Annotated in this window: 21 protein-coding genes and 2 pseudogenes; 16 read left to right on the forward strand and 7 right to left on the reverse strand. The window is 47.0% G+C overall.

What is annotated here, in order from left to right:
• Positions 1-345 precede the first annotated feature (345 nt).
• From DESAL_RS04465 to DESAL_RS20670, 5 genes and pseudogenes are all read left to right on the forward strand, one after another.
• Positions 346-3,504: a S8 family serine peptidase gene (locus tag DESAL_RS04465; protein WP_245543784.1), complete on the forward strand. Its 3,159-nt coding sequence runs from the start codon at positions 346-348 to the stop codon at positions 3,502-3,504.
• Between the two features lie 60 nt (positions 3,505-3,564).
• Entirely contained in the window at positions 3,565-3,768 is a 204-nt protein-coding gene (uxx1, locus tag DESAL_RS04470) for a UXX-star selenoprotein family 1 (protein ID WP_015850774.1), read from the forward strand.
• A 197-nt stretch (positions 3,769-3,965) separates the two neighbouring features.
• Positions 3,966-5,441 carry an adenylate/guanylate cyclase domain-containing protein gene (locus tag DESAL_RS19630; protein WP_015850775.1) on the forward strand — a complete coding sequence of 492 codons (1,476 nt, stop codon included), beginning with the start codon at positions 3,966-3,968 and terminating at the stop codon, positions 5,439-5,441.
• A gap of 163 nt (positions 5,442-5,604) precedes the next feature.
• On the forward strand, positions 5,605-6,225 hold the full coding sequence (locus tag DESAL_RS04480; protein WP_015850776.1) for a flavodoxin family protein: 621 nt from the start codon (positions 5,605-5,607) through the stop codon (positions 6,223-6,225).
• 1,335 nt (positions 6,226-7,560) lie between these two features.
• Positions 7,561-8,478, forward strand: a pseudogene (locus tag DESAL_RS20670) (methyl-accepting chemotaxis protein); the annotation flags it as partial.
• 57 nt (positions 8,479-8,535) lie between these two features.
• Here the strand turns inward: DESAL_RS20670 and DESAL_RS04490 are convergent.
• Positions 8,536-10,182, reverse strand: a complete 1,647-nt coding sequence (locus DESAL_RS04490) for a glycosyltransferase (protein ID WP_015850778.1) — start codon at positions 10,180-10,182, stop codon at positions 8,536-8,538.
• 82 nt (positions 10,183-10,264) lie between these two features.
• Between DESAL_RS04490 and DESAL_RS04495 the strand changes: the two genes are divergently transcribed.
• The 7 genes and pseudogenes from DESAL_RS04495 (at position 10,265) to DESAL_RS04530 (ending at position 15,579) form a co-directional block, all read left to right on the forward strand.
• On the forward strand, positions 10,265-11,005 hold the full coding sequence (locus DESAL_RS04495; RefSeq protein ID WP_015850779.1) for a glycosyltransferase family 2 protein: 741 nt from the start codon (positions 10,265-10,267) through the stop codon (positions 11,003-11,005).
• 132 nt (positions 11,006-11,137) lie between these two features.
• Positions 11,138-11,446 (forward strand): annotated as a pseudogene (locus DESAL_RS04500) (Spx/MgsR family RNA polymerase-binding regulatory protein); the annotation flags it as partial.
• Between the two features lie 160 nt (positions 11,447-11,606).
• Positions 11,607-12,080, forward strand: a complete 474-nt coding sequence (locus DESAL_RS04505) for a methylglyoxal synthase (protein WP_015850780.1) — start codon at positions 11,607-11,609, stop codon at positions 12,078-12,080.
• A gap of 68 nt (positions 12,081-12,148) precedes the next feature.
• Positions 12,149-12,424 carry a hypothetical protein gene (locus DESAL_RS04510; RefSeq protein WP_015850781.1) on the forward strand — a complete coding sequence of 92 codons (276 nt, stop codon included), beginning with the start codon at positions 12,149-12,151 and terminating at the stop codon, positions 12,422-12,424.
• Positions 12,425-12,576: 152 nt separating this feature from the next.
• On the forward strand, positions 12,577-13,299 hold the full coding sequence (gene prxU, locus DESAL_RS20465; RefSeq protein ID WP_015850782.1) for a thioredoxin-dependent peroxiredoxin: 723 nt from the start codon (positions 12,577-12,579) through the stop codon (positions 13,297-13,299).
• 164 nt (positions 13,300-13,463) lie between these two features.
• The gene (locus tag DESAL_RS04525; protein ID WP_015850783.1) at positions 13,464-14,657 is read left to right on the forward strand and encodes a putative sulfate/molybdate transporter; all 1,194 of its coding nucleotides are present in this window, start codon (positions 13,464-13,466) and stop codon (positions 14,655-14,657) included.
• Between the two features lie 70 nt (positions 14,658-14,727).
• The gene (locus DESAL_RS04530) at positions 14,728-15,579 is read left to right on the forward strand and encodes an amino acid kinase family protein (RefSeq protein WP_015850784.1); all 852 of its coding nucleotides are present in this window, start codon (positions 14,728-14,730) and stop codon (positions 15,577-15,579) included.
• A 54-nt stretch (positions 15,580-15,633) separates the two neighbouring features.
• Here DESAL_RS04530 and DESAL_RS04535 read toward each other — a convergent pair whose 3' ends face one another.
• Entirely contained in the window at positions 15,634-15,840 is a 207-nt protein-coding gene (locus DESAL_RS04535) for a hypothetical protein (protein WP_015850785.1), read from the reverse strand.
• 97 nt (positions 15,841-15,937) lie between these two features.
• Between DESAL_RS04535 and DESAL_RS04540 the strand changes: the two genes are divergently transcribed.
• Positions 15,938-16,285, forward strand: a complete 348-nt coding sequence (locus DESAL_RS04540; RefSeq protein WP_015850786.1) for a helix-turn-helix transcriptional regulator — start codon at positions 15,938-15,940, stop codon at positions 16,283-16,285.
• 7 nt (positions 16,286-16,292) lie between these two features.
• On the opposite strand, the gene DESAL_RS04545 is transcribed toward DESAL_RS04540, so the two are convergent.
• Both DESAL_RS04545 and DESAL_RS04550 read right to left on the reverse strand, forming a co-directional pair.
• Positions 16,293-17,069 carry a hypothetical protein gene (locus DESAL_RS04545; RefSeq protein WP_015850787.1) on the reverse strand — a complete coding sequence of 259 codons (777 nt, stop codon included), beginning with the start codon at positions 17,067-17,069 and terminating at the stop codon, positions 16,293-16,295.
• Between the two features lie 136 nt (positions 17,070-17,205).
• On the reverse strand, positions 17,206-17,970 hold the full coding sequence (locus DESAL_RS04550; protein WP_197528785.1) for a substrate-binding periplasmic protein: 765 nt from the start codon (positions 17,968-17,970) through the stop codon (positions 17,206-17,208).
• Between the two features lie 209 nt (positions 17,971-18,179).
• Between DESAL_RS04550 and DESAL_RS04555 the strand changes: the two genes are divergently transcribed.
• Positions 18,180-18,836 carry a nitrite/sulfite reductase domain-containing protein gene (locus DESAL_RS04555; protein ID WP_015850789.1) on the forward strand — a complete coding sequence of 219 codons (657 nt, stop codon included), beginning with the start codon at positions 18,180-18,182 and terminating at the stop codon, positions 18,834-18,836.
• Between the two features lie 62 nt (positions 18,837-18,898).
• Here DESAL_RS04555 and DESAL_RS04560 read toward each other — a convergent pair whose 3' ends face one another.
• Positions 18,899-19,252, reverse strand: a complete 354-nt coding sequence (locus DESAL_RS04560; RefSeq protein ID WP_015850790.1) for a winged helix-turn-helix transcriptional regulator — start codon at positions 19,250-19,252, stop codon at positions 18,899-18,901.
• 420 nt (positions 19,253-19,672) lie between these two features.
• On the opposite strand from DESAL_RS04560, the gene DESAL_RS04565 reads away from it, so the two are divergent.
• Positions 19,673-20,827, forward strand: coding sequence for an iron-containing alcohol dehydrogenase (locus tag DESAL_RS04565; protein WP_015850791.1), 1,155 nt, complete (start codon positions 19,673-19,675; stop codon positions 20,825-20,827).
• Between the two features lie 275 nt (positions 20,828-21,102).
• On the forward strand, positions 21,103-22,326 hold the full coding sequence (locus DESAL_RS04575) for an NAD(P)-dependent oxidoreductase (protein ID WP_015850792.1): 1,224 nt from the start codon (positions 21,103-21,105) through the stop codon (positions 22,324-22,326).
• 71 nt (positions 22,327-22,397) lie between these two features.
• On the opposite strand, the gene DESAL_RS04580 is transcribed toward DESAL_RS04575, so the two are convergent.
• Together DESAL_RS04580 and DESAL_RS04585 are read right to left on the reverse strand one after the other, a co-directional pair.
• Entirely contained in the window at positions 22,398-23,936 is a 1,539-nt protein-coding gene (locus tag DESAL_RS04580; protein WP_015850793.1) for an Lcl C-terminal domain-containing protein, read from the reverse strand.
• Between the two features lie 128 nt (positions 23,937-24,064).
• The gene (locus DESAL_RS04585; protein WP_015850794.1) at positions 24,065-25,468 is read right to left on the reverse strand and encodes an anion permease; all 1,404 of its coding nucleotides are present in this window, start codon (positions 25,466-25,468) and stop codon (positions 24,065-24,067) included.
• Positions 25,469-25,554: the final 86 nt, after the last annotated feature.

Raw genomic sequence — 25,554 nt, forward strand, 5'->3', positions numbered from 1 at the left:
TTGCCAAAAAGGGGGAGCTGACAAAATGTCCGCGTATCGATAATTAAGCCAAGAGAGCCGCATTTTACGCTGGTGTATTATTGGTTTGCCTATTGTAACAATGGTTGATTGTGTTTCAGGTAGGCCAAATCGTATATTTCTTGACATGTTAGTACGTTGTTTAATATTGCAGCAAGACAACGAATACTAAGGAAATATATAGTGCGCCTATCTTGTTTTTCTGTAGTTATACAATTGTTTTTGTTTTGTACTGTTTTTATCTTGCTGTCGTCTCACTCTGCATCGGCTGCAGATAGTGCATTATCAACGCCTAAGTTGTTTTTCCAGAATCAACACGTTGATCCTTTGGAAAGCACTCCGGGTTCCTCTCTTGTTCTGCCAAATGCGACTTCATCCTCTTCCGTAAAATCCGGTGATACCAGCACTGCATCAAAAGAAAGCTTTTCAAGGCGTTTATTTTTTTCCGCTCCCGCTGTGGTTGAAGAATATGATTACTATGTCGTGCAGTTCTCGGGGCCCGTGCAATCTGCGTGGAAAGAATCTCTTTCCGGTCATGGGGCCGTCTTTTACGACTATATTCCGCAATATGCATTTATCATTAAACTTGGAACTGCAAAGGTTTCTGCCGTTGAAGGGCTTAACTTTGTCCGTTGGCTCGGCAAGTATGAGGCCGATTTGAAGCTGTCGAGCGATGTCTACGACATCACTCCCGGTAAACTAAAAGAGCAGGGCAGCCTGCTGGACGTTAAAGTGGTTGCTTTCCCCGGCGAAAATGTGAGTTCACTGGAGCAGGAAATCCGTACGGCAGGAGGCTCTGTCCTTTCAAGTTCGTCATCTGAATGGGGTGTTCAGCTTGAAGTCAGGATCTCAATTCAGGAAGTCGGCGGACTTAAAGACATCAAGGGTGTTAAATGGATTGAGAAAGCGCCAGAGCATCGCACTAACAATAATATTGCAGTGGGCATAATTGAAGCCCGTTCAGTGCAGGATAAAGTATGGCCTGTTTCTGGTAGCAAGTTTTTTGGTGATGGGCAGATTGTCGCTGTTTGTGACAGTGGAATCGATACCGGAGATGTTGATACTCTTCATGAAGATTTCAGCGACGGTCAGGGGGGAAGCAGAGTTGTCAGCAATAACGTGTTTTCCGGGGCAAGTATCAAGGACTGCAGCGGTCATGGTACTCATGTTGCGGGGATTATAGCTGGAAATGGAATGAAGTCGGGTTCTTCTCCTGTTGATAATAAATTCCCCTCCACCTGTTATGCCGGGATAGCGCCTAAGGCTGGGCTTTATGTCCAAAGCGTGGGTGCTGATGACGGTAGTTCCCGTTTACCGGGCATACCATCGGATTTGTCAAAACTTTTTCAGCCTGCTTTTGATGCCGGAGCTCGTATCCATAGCAATAGCTGGGGAACCTCCGGAGCAGGGGATTATGATAGTGAATGTGTCACTGTCGATCAGTTTATGTGGAGTAATAAAGATTTTTTGATTCTTTTTGCTGCGGGTAATGCCGGATATGACAAAGACCAAGACGGTATAGTTGATGTTTACTGCATTGATACTCCGGCTACAGCAAAGAACTGCCTTTCGGTAGGGGCTTCAGAGTCGTACCGCACCGGCAGCAAAGAGGGCTTTGCTGCCAGAAGCTGGGGGGAATTCAGAACTTATGCCGATCCTATCGGTTCTGATCCTACTTCTGACAAGCCATACGGTGTTGCCGCTTTTTCCAGTCGAGGTCCCACCATTGACGGCCGCTACAAGCCGGAGGTTATTGCGCCGGGCACAAATCTCCTTTCCACCCGTTCTTCAGCGCAGTATGGTAACGGGTGGGGGGCTTTTAATGATGACTATTATTGGTCCGGCGGGACCAGTATGGCTACCCCTCTGGTTTCGGGTACAGCGGCAATTTTGCGTGAGTATCTGATTAAGGAGGAGGGGATAGCCAAGCCAAGTGCCGCTCTGCTTAAGACAGGCCTTATTCACGGGGCGGTTTCGCTTGCTCCGGGGCAGTATGGATCAGGGGCAGCACAGGAAGTTCATGACACTCCTGATGATGCTCAAGGCTGGGGACGGGTTAATCTTGAAGCTTCTGTCAACTCTGATGCCCGATACAAGGTTGAGTATCATGACGTAAAGGATTCTCCTCCCTCAGATAATACCTATTTGCAAAATTTCTCTTTTGAAGTTGTAAATGACGGAAAGCCTTTTAAAGCGACACTTGGGTGGACGGATTATCCGGGATCGACAGCTGCTTCCGGAGGTTTGGTTAACGATCTTGACTTAAGGGTCAAGCAGCCTGACGGATCATGGGTATATCCTGATAATGCGGTCAGTCTCAGCCCTTTGACTAAGTACCTGTATGTAACCAGTGTTAGCGGTATGTATAAAGGCAAGGCAATAGGTGTCCGGGTCACACCCCCGTCTTACCCCTGTACTCTCGAATCTGTGGTTCTTGCCTTTTCAAATAGTGAAAGTGTGGCCGAAGAGGTTTCCATTGTCGTTTATCGTTATGACGGTGGTGTCGGAGATGAAATATTCAGGAAGTCGTTCGCATATATTCCGTCAGGAGAATATGCCTTACCGGTTGGACTTACCATTGCTGATGGTAGCGTGGTGGTAGCTGTAGAAAAGAGCGGAAGTTCATCCGGAGTTTATTGTCAGATTGGAAATCCGACAACACGCGGTTTGGTTAAGGTCGGCGGTCTTTGGCAGCAGGCATCTATCACGCCTGGTATTGGAGTTACTTTCAGGACAAAAGTTGCAGCAACAAGTTTTGATCGTTTGAATAATACTGTTTCTGTTACTATCGATAAACCGCAGAAGGGTACATATACTGCGGAAGTTACGGCCTATAATATTCCTGTAGGGCCACAGCCTTATGCATTGGTGATGAGCGCAATGACCGGCGACACTCCGACATCAGGAGAGATTGAACTTAATACCGATCAGCCTGACGCTCCCACATCTACATTTTTGAGTAAGAGCCGTGAAACACCAACAGTTCAAAATGTAAATACCGTATATGGAACAGCTTTTGAAAATGTTTACAGTGATCAATCTGCATTTTGTGTCCAGACTCAAGCAGGCAGGGTGGTCAGTATTCGGTATGCTGCAACCGGACTACCTGAAGTTAAAGCAAATGAATTAACTCTCGCAAAGCTTTTTAATAACGGCACTAATACACAGTTCAAATATGCCAATTTTGAGGATTATACAGATGGAAATTGGTGGCTTACAGACGTGTCCGGGAAATATGTTGATCCTGTCCGGGCGTTAAATGCCACGGCGCCATATTATATCGTCTCAGTGGTAAAGGACGGCGGCCCTTATGATGAAAACCCGGACCCCGGCGTGATAGACGATCCTCAGATCCTTGGTATGAACAGGGCAGGGGGCAGCGGAACGGGATGCACCGTTGGGGTGAATGATGAATATAGTCCGCTTTTATTGATATTGATCGCATGTATATCCTTTGCCTTACGCCTGCGCCGGAAAAACGAGTAAAAACTTCCGTTGGACATGAATCTTTTCCCAGTGCTATTTTGATGAGAACAGGAGAGAGACATGTCTAAAATGATTATTTACGGTAAACCCACATGCCCGCATACCAGAAGAGCGTTGGAAGCGTATCCTGATGCTGAATTTGTGGATGTGCTCATGTCTGCGGAAGATCTTAACAAGATGCTGGAGCTTTCCGGCGGTAAAAGAAGGATTCCGGTGATTGTAGAGGATGGTAATGTAACCATCGGGTACAATCGCGGATCATGAAATGTATAATTCCCGGCAGTTTGCCGGAGTAGGAAATGTTAAAGACCCTCATTTATGGAGGGTCTTTTTTTTGTAGTTCTGATCAGCATGTTCAAGGAAAGAAGTATCGCTTATGGGGGATGTTATATTTTTGTTTTAATATCCTTTGCAGTTGGGTAAAGATGGTTTGAAAGGCAGGTTGGAAAAGGAGAATTCTTGTGCAGAAAAGGAACCGTCCGACAATATTTATTGTAGATAGAATTAAGCCCGAAATGGATGTTTTCGCGGAAATTCTTCGTGATGACTATGCTTTGCTGATGGCTATGAGTGGAGCTCATCTGTTTGAAATAGCTGCTAAAGAACAGCCGGATTTAATCCTTTTAGACGCTGATTTACCTGAAGTGGATTGCCGTGAGCTGGGTAGAAGACTCAAGCTTAGCGAGCCGACTCGCAATATTCCTCTTATTTTGATTTCAGGCGAAACGCGTCCTGAGGAAGAATACAGTTATTTTGAGTCCGGTGTTTTTGATTTTATATACCGCCCATTGAGTCCGCCAATGGTTTTGCGGCGTGTTGCTTCCGCATTGATCCAGAAAGAACAGGGAGACAGGCTGGCCGAGTTATCTGATAAACTGGGAAGGTATCTTTCCCCGCAGGTTTACGAATCTATCTTTGAAGGCACTCAGGATACTCTCATCGGTGCCAAGCGCAAAAAGCTGACTATCTTTTTCTCTGATATCGTAGGTTTTACTTCCACCACAGAGCGCATGGAACCAGAGGATATGACCGCTCTGCTGAATAACTACCTTGACCGTATGGCATCCATCGCATTGAAGCATGGTGGGACTATCGATAAATATATCGGCGACGCGGTGCTGATATTTTTCGGCGATCCTGTGTCACAAGGATACAAAGAGGATGCTGTAGCATGTTTGAATATGGCCATTGAGATGCGCGATGCCATCAAGGAAATGCAGCAGGAGTGGTTTGAGCTTGGTATTTCCAGTCCGTTCAAAATCCGAATGGGAATTAATACGGGGTTTTGTACAGTGGGTAACTTCGGTTCCAAGCAGCTTATGGATTATACCATTATCGGAGGTCAGGTTAACGTGGCTGCCCGCTTGGAGCAGAATGCGCCGCCGGATCAGATTTTGATTTCTCATGAAACATGGGCGTTGGTGAAAGAAGATTTTCGTTGTCTGGGACGAGAGGCTATTTCTGTAAAAGGTATTCAGCATTCCATCCGCACCTATCAGGTTATAGGCAAGGCCGATGCCATAGAGCAGGATTTGGAAGGTTCGCTGGGAGAAATGGTTTGGCCCGCGCAGACTATTGCAATTGATAGTAAGGTTTCCGATGCTCTTTTAAAATTGCGTGATAGCGGAGAATGGTCCTGTCTGATTGTTCTTGACGGCCTTTCTCCGGTGGGCATGATCACTAAAGGGCGTATGGATGAAATCGTGCGCAAGGAAACAGATAAGGCTCTTTTTCTGGACCGTCCGGTGTCCGTGGTTATGGATAAGGAATTATTGGTTCTTCCTGCCGAGTCAGGTTTGGAAGAAGTCGCCCGCAATGCCCTTTCCCGTGAAGGCAGTTATACATTTGATCCAATTGCCGTGACTAACAGGGGGGAATTTTCCGGATTGGTTTCAGTTCGCTGTTTAATGCAGAGAATGCTTAGCTCTACTCCTTAATTTTGTTTTCTCTGATAAAATGAACTTTCAGCTAAAAGTATGATGTGTAACGCTGCCATATGAGTATGAATAAGCAATCTTGATTTTAAGGCTTTATGTTACATTAAGATGAGGCCGTATTTGGGCCGGTTTATTTACAAAGAACATATACATGGAGAGTGTTATGTACGTACTTGTAATTAATGGTAGTCCCCGCAAGGGTGGTAATACTGAAAGCATGCTGCAAAAAGTTCTGGAGCCACTTGAAAGTGCAGGATGGGAAACTGAGTTGTATCAACTTGGTGGCAAAAAGATACGGGGTTGCATGGCCTGTATGAAATGCTGGGAAAATAAGGACAGCAAGTGCGTTGTTGATAACGACAAGCTTAATGAAGTCTATGAGAAAATGATCCGTGCTGATGCTATTGTTATTGGCTCCCCCACATATTTTGCTGACGTGTCGGCCGAAATCAAGGCTCTGATTGACCGTGCAGGTATGGTTGCCCTTGCCAACGACCGTCAGTTTGAAGGAAAAATCGGCGGGGCAGCAGTTGCCGTACGCCGTGGTGGAGCGACTCATGTCTTTGACAGTATCAACCACCTCTACCAGATCAACGGTATGGTCATGCCGGGTTCCACTTATTGGAACATGGGGTACGGGTTGAACAAGGGTGAGGTTCTTAACGATGATGAAGGCATTGCAAACATGGTTCATCTCGGACGCACCATTGACTGGTTGGGTAAAGCTATTAAACCGCATCTGGGCTCTTTCCCTAAGGCGGGGAGTGAGTACGGAGAGGGTTAGTTCTTTCGAATTAATAATAGGACAACGTCTTTAAGGTCGGCTGCATTTTTATCAGTCGGCCTTTTTTTTATTGTTTTTTTGTGAGTAAGTGCTTGTTGTATAAAGATTTGTTATTTGCCTTCTGAATTAGTTTAAAAAAATATTCATTTCTCTTTTAAATAAACTGGAATTTGAGGTATTATTAATTTTCATAGTTGTTGTTTTATGCCTTGTTTAGAAGATTCACTCAGTTTTTTTCGGGGGGATAAAATGAAATTGTCGGCGAAACTAATGTTAGGTTTTGGTTCTGTCCTTGGCTTGCTTCTTATTTTGGCAGGAATCTCATTTTGGGCACTTGAAAATTCCAGTGAAGGTTTTAACCAATATCGTGGGCTGGCAAGGGATACCAATCTGAGTGGGCGGCTACAGGCAAATATGCTGATGGTCCGCATGAATGTTAAGGATTTTATCCTTACCGGCAGTGAAAAGGACCTCAAGGAATATGACGATTACTATGCAAAGATGCGTGGGTTCATGGATGAGGCCGTCAGTGATATCAAGAAGCCGGAAAGGGCTTCTCTGATTGCCGAGGCTGATTCGGAAGTTAGGGAGTATGGTGAGTATTTTGAAAAAATTAAAAAATTCAGGGTAGAGCGCAATCATTATGTAAATGACGTGCTGAACGTGAACGGTCCTTTGATGGAGCAGAAATTAACCCGCATATTACAAACAGCAGAACGCGATAATGATATGAGTGCAGCAGTATTAAGCGGTCATGCCATGCGTAACCTGTTGCTTGCCAGATTATATGAGCTTAAATTTTTGGATGACAACGCACCGGTTTCAGCTGATAGGGTTAAAAGTGAGGCTAAAGATTTCAATAAGCTGCTGGAAGATCTGGATCGAAGTCTGCAAAATCCTGAGCGCCGTCGTCTCTTAGGTGAGCTTGTTGATTTGAAAGAAAAATACATGGCGGCTTTTGTGAGTTTGACCAAGGTTATTTTTGACCGCAATGATGTGATCGTAAATCATCTTGATAAAATTGGACCGGAAATCGCTAAGAATGTTGAAGATGTGAAGCTGTCAGTCATGGCTGATCAGGATGTGTTGGGACCTAAACTTCAAGCTGCCAATAATCAAGCTATTATGCTGGCGGTCGGCATCAGTCTTATTGCCCTTGCAATAGGTGTTGCCACTGCCGGCTTTATCATTAGAACTGTTAATCGTCAGCTTGGCAGTGATCCGGCTGAAATAGCAAATGTTGCTCAAAGCATTGCCGGTGGCGATCTTGATCTCAAGTTTGCAGAGCCTGCAATCGGTGTTTACGGAAATATGCGCAATATGGCAGCACAGCTCACGCAGGTTGTTTCTGATGTCCGGGCCGGTGCAAGCAATGTGGCTTCCGGCAGCACAGAACTCTCAGCTTCCGCTGAAGGACTTTCACAGGGAGCCACGGAACAGGCTGCATCAATTGAGGAAGTTTCCGCCTCAATTGAGGAAATGGCCAGTAATATCAAGCAGAATACCCTGAACGCCCAGACAACCGAAGAGATTGCCCTCAAGTCTGCTTCGGATGCCCAGGAAAGTGGCGGGGCCGTTTCCGAGGCTGTTTCAGCAATGAAGAATATTGCTGAGAAGATTTCCATTATTGAAGAAATTGCCCGCCAGACCAATCTGCTTGCACTTAATGCCGCCATTGAAGCTGCCCGTGCCGGGGAGCATGGTAAAGGTTTTGCCGTTGTTGCTGCAGAAGTGCGTAAGCTGGCAGAGCGAAGCGGTAACGCTGCCGGAGAGATCAGCGAGCTTTCCACCACTACGGTAAGCGTAGCCGAAAAAGCCGGAGAGATGCTCGATAATCTTGTCCCTAATATCCAGAAAACCGCAGAATTGGTTCAGGAAATAGCATCCGCCAGTACGGAACAGAATTCCGGTGCAGAACAGATCAGCAAGGCCATTACCCAGCTTGATTCCGTTATCCAGCAGAATGCTTCAGCCTCGGAAGAAATGGCTTCCACCAGTGAGGAACTTTCATCTCAGAGTGCTTTGCTGGAAAACACCATGTCTTTCTTCAAGGTCAGCGGTTATGGCAGTTCCAGATATTCTCAGCCCAGAGCATTGCCGGTCAGTCATAACCCTGTTGATCAGTCTGTGAAAGAAGCTTCGGTTGCCCCTACCACTCCTGCTCCTAAACCTGTTACTGCAACCCATACTTCGGATATGGGAGGTTTGAGTCTGGATATGGAAGCTGACGATAGTGATTTTGAAAAGTTCTAAAGCAGGGCTCAGTTAATATTAAAGTAAAGGTCTCCGGAGTTTTCTCCGGAGACCTTTTTAATTTCGCACTATCTTTTCTTTTCTCAGAACATCTGCAAGGGTCGCATTGAAGTCTGCTTCACTTATGTTGCTGGCTTCAACTGATGAATATTTCATGTCCAGCCGGGATTGATTTCCGATCTGGATGGCAGCAGCTTTTTTGCTGGTTGCTCCGGCAACCCCGGTCCTTTTCAAATGTCTGACTCGCAGGTGACCTTGGTATACGGGAGCCTTCTTTTGCAGGCAGAGTCGTAAGTCCCGGTCGAGATCATCGAATTGTGAGGGGGAGAAACGGATGTCGAATCCGCCTGACGTTGCAAGATCATCCATCCGTATGATGTGGCAGCATCCGGTGACTGAACCGCAGGGCCGCATATAATCAAACTGACCATAATCCATGGTTTGGAGCTGAATGTCGGTTGTACGCAGTTGCGGACTGCCTGCTCCTTGATCAAGTTTAATGTGCAGGTCTACGCTTTGAAGCTTGCGCGGATTGGGAGCATCCACAACTTTGCAGCCCCAGACTCCCGCATCGGGATAATTCTTTATTGCAGCCCCAAGCTTGAGTAACCAGTCCTGCGGTGGCAGGGCGTCATCGTCAACAAAAGCAGCAAAGTCCGCCTTTGCAATTTGGGGATGAAAGAGCAGCCAGTTGCGGGCAGCTGGTGCACCTATGTTCACATGTAAGTCAAAGCGGATCATGGGCAGATCATCCCTTGCCTCGGATTCAGCTTCCCATTTGTCTATGACTGCTGCGGTTCCGTCATCACTGCCGTTATCCAGCACGGCTAGAAAAGTATTTTCATATTTTGCCGCGAATACGGCTGCAAGGGTGGCGTCCAGTTCTTCGGCCTTGTTGTAACTGTATATCAGAATCGCGACTTTGCCCGGAGGGGGACAGCTTAAGAGATCGGTTTCACTGATCAGATCCGCAGTGCGCAGCAGGGTATTAATCCGCCACGGGCGTGCTTCTGTGTCCTGCTTATAAAGTCTGATGGCATCAGCACGGTTACCCATGCGCAGCAGGCATTCTCCCAGACGGGGCAGGGCTTCAGGGAATGACCCGGTGTTGTAGGCATTTTCGTAATTAACAGCAGCCTGCGTGTATTTCCCCTGTGCGAAATCCAGATTAGCGGAAAGAAAATCGTGCAGCGGTTCCATTGAGCTGAAATCTATATTTTTTAACAAGTGCAAGGAGGCATTGAGGAACGGCTTTTCGTCAGTAGCTTCATAGAGTTCTTTAGAAAGTTTCAGCAGGGCAAGTGAAGCGGGAAATTCATCGAGCAATTGGCTCAACACTTCTGCCGCCTGCTCATATCGCTCACGGCTGATCAGGTTGCGCAAACGTTTCTCTTGTGCACCTAAATCGTCTTTGCGGGATTCTTCCACAATGCGGGACAGCATTTTGCCCATTGGGGAGTTCGGTCCTTCCTGCCCCATAAGGTTTTGCTGGAGCTGCGCGCTTTGTAGATTCAAGGGATCATGGCACCATGCAGAAATCAGGGTTTCAAAGGCCAGCTTGATGAATAATTCGCTGTTGGCGGGATCGTTTTTACTGAGTTCTATGCATTTGTAGCCGATGGATGTTAAATGAGTGCGTCCAACGCCCCCGGCCAGAAATTTCTCTGCAAGTTCTCGTGGGAGCCTGTTCCAGAATGTGTCCATGATACTGCCCTTGATGGAATTGTTAATAACTTCTAGAGTATTTCTTTACTAGTTAATCCTTATTCATTGCAAGGAGTTTGCTGTGGCAGACAGACGGTTGGCGCTTGTTATCCTGCATTATGGTGATCCGGCCCTTACTACAAGGGTTAAAGAGCAGCTTGAGCAGTCCGATCCCAAGTGGGCGGAACATCTTTACGTGCTTGATAACCATGCACCCGAACCTTTTTCCGGAGCATGGCGCAGGCTGGACGAAAATTTATATTGGGCGGGTGCACTGGATTATTGCCTCAAAGAATTTCAAAGCAGGGGCTACACCCATCTCTGGTTTTTGAATAATGATATCTGGTTCGGCTCAAAGCCTCCGCACATCCTTAAGGCATGGAAGCGTCTGGAACAGCTGGATGCTAAGATAGGACCTGTGGGAGTGTATTCTCCAGCCACCCATCGCAGCCCGTACCATCCGCAAATGATAGAAAAACCGGGGATGCAATATTCCATTGTTCCGTACATTGATGGAATTTCGCCGCTGTTCAACTTTGAATGCCTGAATAAAATCGGCGGGCTTGATTACGAAGGTAATATCTATGGCTACGGGGTGGATGTCTGGAATTCTATGGCTCTCCACCGAGCGGGTTTTCCGGTAGTGGTCGATCATCAGGTTACAATACGCCATATTTACCATAGCACTGCCAAGAAAGTGGAAGGCTTCTTAGCTACAGCTGCCGAGGCCCAGCACAATTATATGGCAGTCCGGCTTGGGGATAACTATGAAGAGGTGCTTAAGCGGGAACTTGCTTCCTGTCGTGATTTTCGGTCTTTTTAAGTTTTATCTATAATTGTAGCCGTTATTCATCTGTGTTATGAATGGGTTTGGTAATAAGAATTGCCCGCAACCATCAGACGGAGATGATATATCATGATTTTAGTACATTACCCCAGTTGAACCTCTTCCCGCAAAGCCAAGGCTTGGCTTGAGGAAAAAGGTATTGATTTCACCATCCGCCATATAGTTAAAGAGACCCCGACCAAAGATGAATTTCTTGCATGGCAGAAGATTGCCGGGGTGGATAAGAAAAAGTTCGTAAATACCAATGGTAAGAAATATAAGGAAATGGGGTTGAAAGAGACCATTGATGCCATGAGCGATGCTGATCTTTTTGAGCTGATTTCCGCTGACGGCATGCTGGTTAAGCGTCCCATTCTTGTGAACGATGATTTTATTCTCATCGGTTTCAAGATTAAGGAATGGGAAGAACGGTTCTAGCAAGCTTCACAAACAAGGCTAAAAAGGCTGCTGAAATTTCAGCAGCCTTTTTTATGACACCTTTCTTTTCCCATTCTCAACACTGCTGCAGTGACTTTTCCTGTTTGCTATGTCATAGTGCTTGTAAATAAATACCTTTAAATTTAGTAGGATGAATTCCATGAGTAAGGTAAAGAATATAGCTGTGGTTGCCCATGACAACTGCAAGAAAGAGCTGCTTGATTTTGTTGACTGTAACCATAATATCCTTTCCCGGCACAACCTTGTTGCCACCGGCACCACCGGGGGATTGGTCGAGAAAATGATCATGGAAAGGGTGGAGCAGAAGGCAGACGAAGGTTATGAATTTAAGCCTGTTAACAGGATGAAATCCGGTCCTCTGGGCGGAGACCAGCAGCTTGGTGCTATGATTTCCGAAGGTAAGATTGATGTGCTGATCTTTTTCTGGGATCCTATGCAGCCGCAGCCACACGATGTTGATGTTAAGGCGCTTCTGCGTCTGGCTGTTCTTTACAATATTCCCACCGCCAGTAACCGATCCACTGCGGAATTTTTGATCTCATCTCCTTTTTTTGAAGGGGAGTTCCAGCGTAAGGAAACTGATTTCAGCTCTTACACCCAACGAAAATTGTAAACAGTTGTGCGCCAGTCTCATTTGATTTATGACCACCTGAATTTAATGAGATCAAGCGTGAGGTGTTTATGAGTAAGACTGAAGTGAAGAAGGTTACCTTCAAAGAATATGATATCCGCTACTATGTGGTCGGCAATGTGGCCTATGTCTGCCCTGAAGATCTGGTTCCCATCATGGCGCTAGATTCCAAGAAAATTGATGTCACCGGCGAAAAGGCTTTGGACAAGGTTGAGGCCGGTCGTAAGATTTTTCCATACTTCGAATTTTTCGACTGGTTTTCGGAGCAGTTTGACCAGTATGATTACTCCGATGATGTGATCCTGCCTGATCCCATGCCGTGGTAGAAAAGTAACTAAGCTTTATATCAAGGGATGTCCTGAATAGGACATCCCTTTTTTTGTGCTCGAAATATGTATCGACTTTTTTGATAAAAGTACTTTCTACTAATAAGTATTCTTGATATAAAGACTCCAATACCAAATTGGAGGAATTAAAAATGAGTAAAGTTCAAGCGGGTTGCTCGAAACCTGTCGGCAATAATGCCGAAGAAGTGCAGCCTGAAGTTGAAAATGTCACCTCCGAAACAACCAAAGGAGCAGGAAAAATGATTAAAGCTGGACAAAAAGCCCCTGATTTTTCTGCAATGGCCTATCAGGATGGCGGGTTCAAAGAAGTCAAACTCTCTGACTACGCAGGAAAGTGGGTAGTGCTTTGCTTCTATCCCGGTGATTTTACCTTTGTCTGAGCAACTGAGATTTCGGCGGTCGCCGAAAAACATGCTGAGTTTGCAGCTCTCGGAGTTCAGGTTCTTTCCATGAGCACAGACAGCGTTTTTGTTCATAAGATTTGGGAATATGATGAACTTTCCAAAATGATCACAGCTGGCAAGGTTCCTTTTCCCATGCTTTCAGACGGTGGCGGTAAGGTCGGTGAAATGTACGGCGTTTACGATGAAAATTCCGGTGTTGATATTCGTGGACGTTTCCTTATTGATCCTGACGGCGTTATTGTCGGGTATGAAGTCCTGACTCCGCCTGTCGGACGTAATGTGTCTGAAACTCTGCGCCAGATTCAGGCTTATCAGCATGTAAGGGCAACTGGAGCAGCCGAGGTTTGCCCCTCAGGTTGGAAACCGGGAAAAACAGTTCTTAGCCCCGGTCCGGAACTCGTAGGTAAGGTTTGGGAGGCTTGGAAAGTCTCAATGGCCTTTGAAGATTAAGCTGTAAATAGCATTCATCTATATTGCTCCCGGTCGGTTCTTGCTGATCGGGAGTTTTTTTGTGTAAAAATGTAATTATGTCTGGGCTGTCAGCTTTTAAAATCGTTGTGAATTTATTACATAATACAGTAGTAGTTAAACAGCTGACATAAATAGGAGTTGCCGTGCGTATAAGTTTCAACAGGATGGAGTGGGCCGGAGCGGTTGGTGATCTCGGTGCTTTGCTGCCATTAGCCTTTGCCATGATTATGGTTAATGGCCTTTCGGCAACCGGGGTCTTGTTATCGGTTGGCCTGTTCTACATCATCGGCGGAATATACTATCGGGTTCCCATTGCGGTACAGCCGATGAAGGTGGTTTCGGCTTATGCAATTGCCCAGTCACTCAGCCCTACAGTGATTACCGGGGCAGGGTTTATCATTGCTGCTTTAATGCTGTTCCTCGGTACCAGCGGTTTGGTTAAGAAAGCGGCAAAGATGATCCCGCTGCCTGTTATCCGCGGTGTTCAGGTTTCAACCGGGATATTGCTGCTGCTGAAAGGTGTTTCCCTCGCGGCCGGAACAAGTGCATTACAGGCTGCACAGGGAAAGGTTGAGCCGTTTCTGGCTGTTCAATCTTTCGGACCTGTACCTCTTAGCGTGTTTTTCGGAATTCTATTCGGAATCGTCACTATGCTTTTAATCAATAGCAAAAGACTTCCCGCCGGACTTGTCGTTGTGGGCTGTGGTGCGGTTCTGGGTGGATTGCTCGGGTCATGGCAGGGATTGGCTGACCTTAGTTTAGGTTTTCATCTGCCGCAATTCATGCCTTTCGGTTTTCCCACAGCGGATGATTTTTCTTTTGCCCTGCTGGCGCTGGTCTTACCCCAGATTCCCATGACGCTGGGTAATGCGGTTATTGCCAACCGTGATTTGAGTCATGAATATTTCGGTTCGGAAAGTAGGCGGGTAACTGATCGTGCCTTGTGCATAAGCATGGGCATTGCCAACGGCTTTGCTGCGCTGATAGGTGGAATGCCGCTTTGTCACGGAGCAGGGGGGCTTGCAGCCCATTATCGCTTCGGTGCGAGGACATGCGGTTCCAACCTGATTATCGGTGCTTTGTTCGTTCTGCTGGCAATAGGTTTCGGATCGGGATCAGTAAAGGTTCTGCAACTTATCCCCATGGGTGTGCTCGGGGTATTGCTGGTTTTTGCCGGGGTTCAGCTGGTACTGGCTATGCGTGATATGACCGCGAGGTCAGCGCAGGCTGTGATTGCAGTCATGCTTGGCATTACCCTTCTTTCGAATCTTGCTTGGGCTTTTGGAGCCGGTATTCTGCTGAGTATTATTTTTTCAAGGTTTAAGGTGTCACAATAGCTGTGAATGGTTTACACTTAATCATCCCGCAGTCCTCAGGGATGACAATACTGCTAAAACGGAGGTTCTTATGGGTAAATTGATTAAGGAAGAAGGCGAAAAAGGCCGTCTGCATATAGAAACCAAGCTGCTGGGTGAATCTCTTGTCGGTAAAGAGTGTCTGCGTAATACCGAAGCGGATAATTATTTCCACATGCAGCCAGAGGTTAATGTTCTTAAGATCGGTGGTCAGTCCATCATGGACCGCGGAGCAAATGCTCTGCTGCCTATCCTTGATGAATTGGTCAAAGCCAAGGAAGAACACAAAATCCTGCTCATGACCGGGGGCGGTACCCGTGCCCGTCACGTATATAATATCGGCGTTGATCTGGGCATGCCCACCGGTGTTCTTTCCAAGCTGGGTGATAAGGTTTCATGGCAGAACGCAGAGATGCTCTCTGTACTGCTGGCTAAACGCGGCGGTGTAAAAATCGGTCATGGTGAGCATCTTGAGCAGCTGAACATGTATTGCCAGCTCGGTTATCTGCCCATCACCACAGGTATTCCGCCTTACGGATTCTTCGAGCATCCGGCAGAAGTAGGTTCTATTCCGCCGCACCGCACTGACTCCGGTGCATTCCTGCTGGCGGAAAACATAGGTGCTAAGTCTGTTATTTATCTTAAGGATGAAAAAGGACTTTATGAGGATGACCCTAAGAAGGCCAAGGACCGTGAAACCCTCAAGTTCTATGACCGTATCCATGTAGACGAGTTGATTGAGATGGATCTTGATGACCTCATCGTCGAGCGTGCTGTTCTGACCTTCCTCAAGAACGCTAAGACTCTTAAGCAGTTCCAGATTATCGATGTTCTGCGTGATCCGGAATGCGTACATGCCGCATTGCGCGGAGAGCACGTTGGAACCATTGTTTATAAAGATTAAATTCTGAACAATTAAAAACGGGGAACAGTTTCATTACTGTTTCCCGTTTTTTTATTAGTCTCTCTTGCCTTCTTTACCCTTGCCGTCACGTTCCAGATAAACGATCTCAGCCCCGGTGTGCTTGGCAATTTCCCTCAGTTCGCACTTACGGATGCGCTTGACCTTCAGGGTCAGACCTTCACCCTGTACACCGACTACGCGGTAACGGGGTCTCTTGTCGCCATCTGTGGCCTTAACTCTTTCCCTTACGAAAATTTTCATAAAGCCCTCCTCTGCGGTTTATTGTGTCTTTATGGATATTCGTCTATACTAGATATATATCCTCTAAGAACATATAGTCAAGAAGAACAGGTGAAAAATGTCGAAGAAAGCAGGCGGGGGCAAGCCCCAAAGGTATGTGCAGCCATCGTTGTTGCTGGCCTTAAAATCAGGATCTTCATATGGTTATGAGTTGATTCAGACCATTAGCGGGTATGGTTTTTTGCGGGCAGAAGCGCCTCCCGGTATGATCTATCGTCATTTGCGGCAGATGGATGAAGAAGGTCTGGTCGAATCAAAGTGGGATGCTGAGGGGGACGGTCCGGCTAAGCGTGTGTATGCCATTACCCCTGAAGGTCTCGAGATTCTTGAAGCGTGGATAATACATATGGAACGCCAGCGCGATGCACTGGACAGTTTTATTGCCCGCTACCGGGAAGGCCAATAGCTTTAATTTACATCGGAGAAGTGGAGGGGACAACTGTAGCCCGGTTTTTAGAACCGGCCTGCGTGTTGCGTCCCTTCTTGCGCTTGCCGTGGGCCGGTTCCCAAATACCGTAGTCTATGCGTTTAACTTGTAATACCGGGCGTCCTCCCCAGAGAGAGGGTCTGATCCATGAACTGTTGCGGAGTTCATCTCCGGGCAGTGGCACCAGCGGGTCGCGGTCGGTAGAGATAACATCAATTCCGGCTTCAAGCAGATCCTGCACATGCAGGTCTGTGCCCAGTTCACGCAGGCGTCCGTATTCAATGAATCTTCCGCACCATCCGTAAACAGTAAGTCCCACGGCGGCAGTGGCTCCAATGATACCGTCATTTGTTCCTCCCAGTCCGTAGAGCTCAATGGAACGGGCGGCATGCATGGCATCCTTTTGGGTTTGCCTGCGTCCGGTAACTTGTTTGGAAAAGTCGATAATTTCGCTGTTTACTTCATTTTCGCGGGCAATGCACAGCCCCGGATCACTGCCGGGAGCACAGCATTTGTTCAGATGCTCAGTAGCCTGTTCCCGCAGGTAATCAAGATTGCTGTCCGGCGAAATTTGAATGATTGCACAGGCTGAGCTGTTATTGGAGGTGTACGGAATGCTATCCAGCCTGGGCAGCTGGTGGCGGACTACGCCTACTACGTGGCAATCGTTGTCCAGTCCGTAAACGAATTCACGTACCAGTCGTCCGGTTCCCATGGTGGCATCTTTGTCATCAGTATCATCAAATCCCATATAAATGCGCATTCCGTTCTCCTTTGAATAGAAGCCACACTTCGCACCCATGTCTGTGTAAGTCAATATGGTTCACTGTGCAGTTGAAACGGCACAAAGTGATGGTTTGGGGGATAAGCACGTAATGTTATGCCGATCTGAACGGCCATCATTGAACGGTCTGATATTTAGCTAGAAAACGGTCGATAATATCTTGGACTTCTCCAGTTTCAACCATTGTCTTCAGGGCTGCATTGAGTTCCGGAACTCTCTGCGCCAAGGGAGATCTTTTTGAGACAGCGAAGTATACAGCAAGGGGCTTCCTGTACACGTAATCCGCTTTTTCCACTGTGTCCTGATAACCTAGTTTGTAGCGTAGATAGTCACCGACTGTTTCAGTCAGAATCAGGGTATCTATTCGTCCTACTTCCAGCTTCCTAAAATTGTTTGTTGCATCTTTCCCCATATCTTTTTTCAGGGCGTTGTCATGATCAAATTTAGGAAAGAATTTTGTTCCGAGGGTGACCCCGATTCTATACTTGTATAGGTCATCGTACGATGTAAGCTTAATAGATCTGTCTTTTAAGACATAAAAAGCCTTAGAGCTGTGCGTCTTATATGGGGGCTCGAGAAAGACCATGTATTGTTCGCGATCCTCATGTTTGAGCAGCCCACTCATGAGGTCGGCTGTGCCTTTCTTCATCATTCTTTGGGCCCGCTTCCATGGGCGAATTATATAGGTGGCTTCCAGATCCAATTTTTGCAGCAGGGCATTTGTTATGTCGATATTGATACCATTGATATCATTGCTGTTATTTACAATTCTCCATGGAGGATAATGTGACACAGGAACAATTACTTTTTGCGCAAGGCTTGAAGCTGCAGTCGCGATTAAGAGTAGTATAGTTAGTATGATAGTAAGGAGTTGCTTCATTGTGAACTGATACATAATTTATTTTAGAAAATCCAGCAGGGCTTTTAAAATACAGGAGTCTTAAACATGTCAAAACCTCCTGCGTTTATATAAATGTCCCATTAAATTAGGTGTTTTTAATAAGATAATTACTAATGCCATCCCGTGTTTGCACTGCCGGACGCTCTGATGTAAATGGATACCCATCAAAATAAGCAAGGAGTCTTTTTATGGATAATATTGTTGCTGAAGCTCTTACAGCTATGCCCGTTGAACGCAAAGACGGAACCTACGCTCTGCGTATTCCTCTGGCTCAGGGGCAGTGTACCCCCGGTATGATGAAAACTGTCATGGAAACTATGGCTAAGTTCAGTCTTACTTCTGTTCGTGTGACTACCGGTCAGCGTTTGAATCTGGAAGGCATTCCCAAGGATAAAGTGGACGAGGTTATTGCCAGCCTTGGAACCAAGGTTGATAAAGTTCCTCCGACCGTAGGTGTTTGCACCGGTGCGGGCGTATGTAAATACGGTGTTCAGGATAGCCGAGGCATGGGTAAAAAGCTGCTTGAAGTCATCAAGGCAAACGGTCCTTACCCCTTCAAGATTAAAAGTGGTGTTTCAGGCTGTAAAATGGTCTGTGCATTCAGCAATGTGCGCGATATCGGCCTTGTCGGTACTCCCAAAGGATGGGATGTTCTCTTCGGCGGCGGCGCAGCACGTAATGTTCGTGCAGGTGTAAAAATCGGTACCAAACTCGGTGACGATGAAGCCCTCGCACTGATCGAAAAGGCCCTTGATTTCTACAAAGAAAACGGTCGCAAGCGCGAACGCATCAGCGGTCTTGTTGACCGTCTCGGTGAAGAAGCTCTGCTCGAAGCAACCAAGTAAGTTTATTTAGTTTTAATATTTGAAAGGCGGACTCCCTTAAGGGAGTCCGCCTTTTTTATTTCTTATGATTCTTCCCGCTTCTCCAGATACTCCACAGCCCATCCATTAACATTTTCAAAGATAGGGATCAGTTTCAGGCCCATTTCGGTGAGTGAGTATTCTACTGCCGGGGGTACCTCCTGATATACCTTCCGGCTGACCAGTCCGTGCTTTTCGAGAGCCCGCAGTTGCTGGGTCAGCATTTTCTGGGTCACCTTGGGCATCAGTCTGCGCATTTCTCCGAATCTTTTCGGTTCTCCGTCTGCTAGGTGCCAGATAATTAGTGGCACCCATTTTCCGGACAGGATTTCAAAGGCCACTTCCAATTCATATGTAAAGCTGCTGCAGCTCACTTTGTGAGTTCTGTCTTCAGGCATGATTCTCTCCATTTCTTGCGGCGAAATTGGGCCGTAATCAAAAAAAATAAAAAAATTTTGGATGGATTTTGCTGTTTTTAGGGAAATCTAAAAAATATTTTCAATTCAGCAGGACTTCCAACGTACCAGATTTAAACTCTTTTGTGTAGTTTTCTAATGATTCTAAAAGGTAGTTACTAAATGGGAACTACGTACCAGTTGTAAACTACGATACTGAAAGGTGCGTACTTTACATAAGATATTTTTTTGTGTTTATAGCTTTTCAACCGATATAGAGAAACGTTTCTGGTTTTAAAAATGGTTTTGTTTGGTCTGATTTAAAAATATCAAAATTAAAAACTAAACAATTTTTGTTTATTTTAAAATAAAAGCATCTTCATAAAAATGAATTTGCTTTAAAAGTTAATGGAGAAAATAGAAATGGCAAGATTTACCATTCCCCGTGAAGTGTACTTTGGTGCAGGCACCATTGAAGAACTTAAAAATATCAAAGGCAGTAAAGCTGTTATCGTCATCAGTGGCGGTTCTGTAAAAAGAAACGGTGCTCTTAATAAGATTGAAGGCTTTCTGAAAGAAGCAGGTATCGAAACCACCCTGTTCGAAGGTGTTGAGGCTGATCCCTCTGTTGCAACCGTTCGCCGCGGCGTTGAACTAATGAATGATTTTCAGCCTGACTGGATCATCGGCGTGGGCGGCGGTTCCCCCATTGATGCAGCTAAGGCAATGTGGATTTTTTACGAACATCCCGAATTTACTTTTGAAGAAGCAGCCAAGCCGTTCAATCTGCCTGAACTGCGTAAGAAAGCTCGTTTTGCAGCTGTCCCCACCACAAGTGGCACCGGAACAGAGGTAACTGCGTTCTCTATTATCACCGACAATGATACAGAGTTGAAGTTCCCCATCGCTGACTTCAACATTACTCCTGATCTGGCGATTGTTGATAGCGATCTGGCTCAGTCAATGCCTGCATCTCTCGTGGCTCATACCGGTATGGATGCTTTGACCCATGCTCTTGAAGCTTACGTTTCCATTATGGCTAATGAGCTTACCGATTGCCTCGCTATGAAATCCATGGAGATGATTCAGGACGAGCTTGTTAAATCCTACAAGGGCGACAAGGAATCCAGAGACAAGATGCATGTTTCCCAGTGCTTGGCTGGTATGTCCTTCTCCAACGCAATTCTCGGTATTGTTCACAGTATGGCCCACAAGACTGGACACCTTTTCGGTATTCCTCACGGCTGTGCAAACGCTATCTACCTTCCTGCTGCAATCCGTTTCAATGCGGAAAAAGCCGGTGAAAAATATGCTGATGCCGCAAAGAGGCTGGGGCTTGCCGGTTCCAACACTAAAGAACTGGTGGAATCCCTGATCAACTTCGTTAAAGAACTAAACGTGGATATGCAGATTCCTGCTACCCTCAAAGAGTTCGGTGTTAATGAAAATGACTTCCTTGCCAACCTCGACAAGATTGCCGAAGGCGCATGTGAAGATCCCTGCACCAGCACCAATCCTCGTGAGATCAGCGTTGAGCAGATGAAAGAACTGTTCAAGCTGTCCTACTACGGTAATTAAAGACCACAGGCTGCGGATTGTTGAAACAGCCGTCATGCTGGAAATAAAGCACCATCTGCGGCGTCGCTGCGCAAAAGCCTGAAGCTCACGTATGTCTATATACGCATCGCTCCAGCCTTTTGCTTGCTCCTTGCGTCTGGCACTTTTTTGCCAACATGATGGGGGTGGACCTTCGGGGCCACCCCTGCTATTAGCACATCTCCACGCACTACTTTCTTATCCTTTTCAAGATAATCAGGCCCCATCATCCAAGGGCCAAACCACACATCATTCATATGGGAAAACATATCATTGAAGAGGCGACCCGCTGCCTGCAATGTAAGAAACCGCTTTGCAGCAAGGGCTGTCCCCTTGGAACACCTATCAATAAAATGATCGAACTCCTGCTGGACGGCAAAATGCAGGAGGCCGGGGCTATGCTTTTCGAGAACAACCCGCTTTCCGTGGTCTGTTCACTTATCTGCCCCCATGAAAATTTCTGTGAAGGCCATTGCATTCTGGGGCGTAAGAGCTCTCCGGTGCAGTGCAGTGACATTGAGAACTATATCTCACGCTATTACCTTGCTCAGTTCCAGCCGCAGAAAAAGGAAAAACGCAAGTCCCGCATTGCCGTTGTCGGTTCCGGTCCGGCCGGGATCACTGTTGCTTTTATCCTTGCTCTGAAAGGGTATGAGGTTACAATTTTTGAATCCGAAGAAAAGATCGGCGGGGTTCTGCAATACGGTATCCCTGAATTCCGTTTGCCCAAGGATATTCTTGAGAAACTGCGTGAAGTTCTTGTGCAGCTCGGTGTGAAAATCCGTCCCAACATGCTTATCGGTCCGGTTATCAGTCTTGATGACCTGCTGCGCGATGGCTACAAGGCGATTTTCATCGGAACCGGGGTCTGGAATCCTCGTCCGCTGCGGCTCAAGGGTGAAACCCTCGGCCATGTGCATTACGCCATCAACTATCTTAAGAATCCCGATGTCTACCAACTGGGCAAGAAGGTTGCGGTCATTGGTGCCGGTAACGTGGCTATGGATGTGGCTCGTACTGCATTGCGTAAAGGCGCAGAGGAAGTGACCGTTCTTTACCGCCGTGGTCAGGAAGATATGTCCGCCACCAAATATGAGTACGATTATGCCAAGCTGGACGGCGTGCACTTCAAGTTTTTCCATTCTCCGCTGGAACTTTCCGAGGAAGGTGTGCTTTGCGTGCGTACTGAAAAAGAAACCGATGAAGATGGCAATACCAAGCTGGTTACCATTGAAGGTTCTGAAAAGATGGAGCAGGCCGATTCTATTTTTATCGCAGTAAGTCAGGCCCCGCGTAATAACCTGACCGGAATCGAAATCGGCAAGACCGGACTGGTCATTACCGATGAAGAAGGTCGTACCACTCGTGACGGCGTATTCGCTTCCGGGGATGTTGTCACCGGAGCCAGAACCGTAGCCGAAGCCGTGCGTTGTTCCAAGAATTCCGCGCAGGCAATTATGGATTACGTTGAAGGTTTGTAGGAAGTTTGGAATTCCTGTTAGTCAAAATAAAAACATCCCGGAATTGTGTTTAATTCCGGGATGTTTTTTATTTACTGCATCTGTTTGCCGCGCATTCCTCCGGGACCGTGTCCTTCGGGAACACAGAATATTTGATCTCCCCGGTTCATGCATAACCCGGAAAGCTTACCGCGCGGGGTTACTACTGTGCACTCATCTCCATGAGATTTACCTTCGCAGGCAGTGAAAGCTTCTTTGGGCGGCCCTTGGCGGTTACCGGGACCACGTCCCTGCCCCATTCCGCCTTGCATCATTCCTTGACCCATGCCTTGCCCCATGCCGGAGCTCCGGCCTTGATTTCTTCCCATTCCCTGTCTGTTCCCACCCATAGGGCTCATTCCATCAGAGAATGAATTTGGGGAACCGCCTTTCCAAGTAGGGATTTTGGTGTAGGGCGGATCATATGGTTGAACTCCGCCGCCAGCTACACAACGTGCGTAATTATAGATGCGAATGTCATCCCCTTGCGGGCCGCGTCCATTAGGGAAGGCATCCGGAGTGCCTGATTTCGGGTCACTGCGTTGTGATCCTGCTCCGTGAACGTCCATCCATTTTTTATTGTTGCTGCGTGGGGGCGCGAAGTAGCCCAAGGCCCGTCCAAAGGCAACGTAGGATGCGTGGGAAGGTTTAGGACCGTCCATATGTGTGGTTGAGGACCAGTAGTAGGACTCATTGTCCGTGACCTTGAAGATGGAGTTGATAGCAGCGGAGTTGCTGGTTTTGGGGCTGCGTGAGTAATCTACTATGGATTGCAGTTCCTTAACGCTTGGCAATCGCCAGTCACTGCGTCCGGCATGATTCAGGTTTTCGCAATAGCTTAAGGCTTCTTCCCAATTCAGCTTTTTGCTGCTGTCGGTTTGCTGCCAGATCAGTCCGGTAGCTTTGTCTTCAATGGTTCCGTCTTTGCGGTCTACAAATATGTTTTTCCCATACTGAGGATTGCCTCGGACATAGCGGATATATTTACTGCATTTACCGCGCGGATTTCTTTTGCCATATCCTTTGATGCGACCGTCAGCGAAGTTCACCCCGAATGCGGTGGGATTGCCGTCCATGGTTTTGTCCACGTAAGTAGTTGAGGACCAGTCCTGACAGTCTATGATGCGTTCCCCTTTTGAGGTGTCGCCGTATTTGAAATCAAAATAGTCGGTATCAATAAAAGGTACAGATGCTTTTTCTGATCCTTGCACCCAGCCGTTGAAGTCTATGAGTGAGTAAAGTTCTTTAATGTTCGGGGCACGCCAGTCCGTGTAGCCTCCAACGCGACAGTCATCCGCTCCGTCCATGGCTTGTTGCCATGAGACTGCGGGTCCGCGTTCTTTGACCCACATCAGTCCCGTCACGAGATCTGATATAGTGCCGTCCCCATTGTCTTTGTAGCGAGGTTGGTTGCCTTTGTATTGTGCATCCTGCCCGTAGAAATCTTTTCCTTTAATTGGGCAAGTTATTTGGCGGGAGTTGTCGAAGCAGGCTTGCTGTCCACTATCTACTATCGGGTAATTTCCAGCCCATGCGGATGTTGAGCAGATAAAACAAAATGTAACTATGATCAAAAAAGGATTCTTTTTCATAAACGCTCCTATTGCTTTGAATTAAAGCATGAACCGAGCTTTTCATCCAGAGTATAGGTAAGTTCTTAATAAATCTTAAATGAAAAGCCCGTCTGCAAATGCAAACGGGCTTTGTTTATAAGGTCTTGCTAAGCATATAAGATTGTCGCGGCGATCATACATAACAGGTAAAGACCGCCGAAGATGGCTCCAAGTGCCCACCAGCGGGCCTGACTGATAAAACCGGAACCATACCAGATTGGTGCAGGGCCTGTGGCATAAGGGGTGATGATACCCATTACACCGAGACTGCCTGCCAGCATAAGGACTACTGTCGGCATCATTTCCGGCGGAAGCAGAGGTTGGGCAATGGCTAAAAACAGGGGCATCAAAGCCGTGGTGTGTGCTGTTGTGCTGGCAAAGAAATAGTGCAGTACGAAGAACAGGATAACCAGCATGATTGCGACAGTTTCCGGCGGCATTCCCTGAAGGTTGGCTGAAACAAGGTCGCCGATCCATTTGAGCACTCCGGCCTTTTTTAAACCACTGGCCATTGCTACAAGAGTGGCGAACCAGACCAGCACATTCCATGCGCCTTTGTTGGTGATAACATCCTGCCAGTTGATGACGTCTGTTAAGACCATCAGCGATAATACAAACATGGCGGCTACCGTGCCGTTTACACCAAGCTCCTTGCCGAAAATCCAGAAGATGAGGGCTGTTATGGCATAGCCGAGCATCATGAGTTCCTTGGTGCTGATTTTACCCATCTTGTTAAGTTCTTCAGAAGCCCATGCCGGGGCTTCCGGAGAGTGTTTCTGTGTTGGCGGGTAGATAACGTAGGCCAGCCAAGGAGTCAGCAGAAAGAGGGGAAGCATGACCGGAATCATTGTTTTAGCCCACTGCCCCCATTGGATGGTTATGCCGGTTCCCTGACTTATCAGGTCAACGGCCAGAAGGTTGGGTGCAAGTGCAGTAAGAAACATGGAGCTGGTCACACAGGTTGCTGCAAAGGCTACCCATGTAAGATAGGAACCGATTTTGCGCGGTTCATTCTCAGGGGTAGAGTTGAACATGGGCGGTATATTGCTGGCGATAGGGTAGATGGTACCGGCGCTTCGGGCAGTGTTGGACGGCATGAACGGGGATAGGACCAGATCTGAAAAGGCAATGGCATAACCCAGACCGAGAGTGTTTTTGCCCAGATATTTGATCAGGATAAGGCTGATCCGTTTTCCCAGCCCGGTTTTCTTGTAGCCCATGGCAAACATGAAGGCGGAAAAAATAAGCCAGATTACACCATTTGAAAAACCGGACAAGGCCCAGTTTCGGCTGGCTTTGGCACTGGGATCAACCAGCCCCAGCATGGCCACCACAGTTACTCCCACAAGGCCGACCAGGGCGGCGGGAACCGGTTCCACAATCAGTCCCACTACAACACCGACGAAAATACTTAGAAAGTACCATGCTTCGGGGTGCAGTCCCTCGGGAGTAGGGAAGAGAGCCATAACAATTGCAACAATGACAGGGGAAAACTTTTTGAGTTTATCCATGTGACCTCACTGTAATCTAGGGTTCGCAGGAATATGTTTTCAGAAGCCTGTACCGAGCAAAAAATGCAGCCCCCTTCTACAAAGAG

The organism is Maridesulfovibrio salexigens DSM 2638, from assembly GCF_000023445.1.
Taxonomy (GTDB): Bacteria; Desulfobacterota; Desulfovibrionia; order Desulfovibrionales; family Desulfovibrionaceae; genus Maridesulfovibrio; species Maridesulfovibrio salexigens.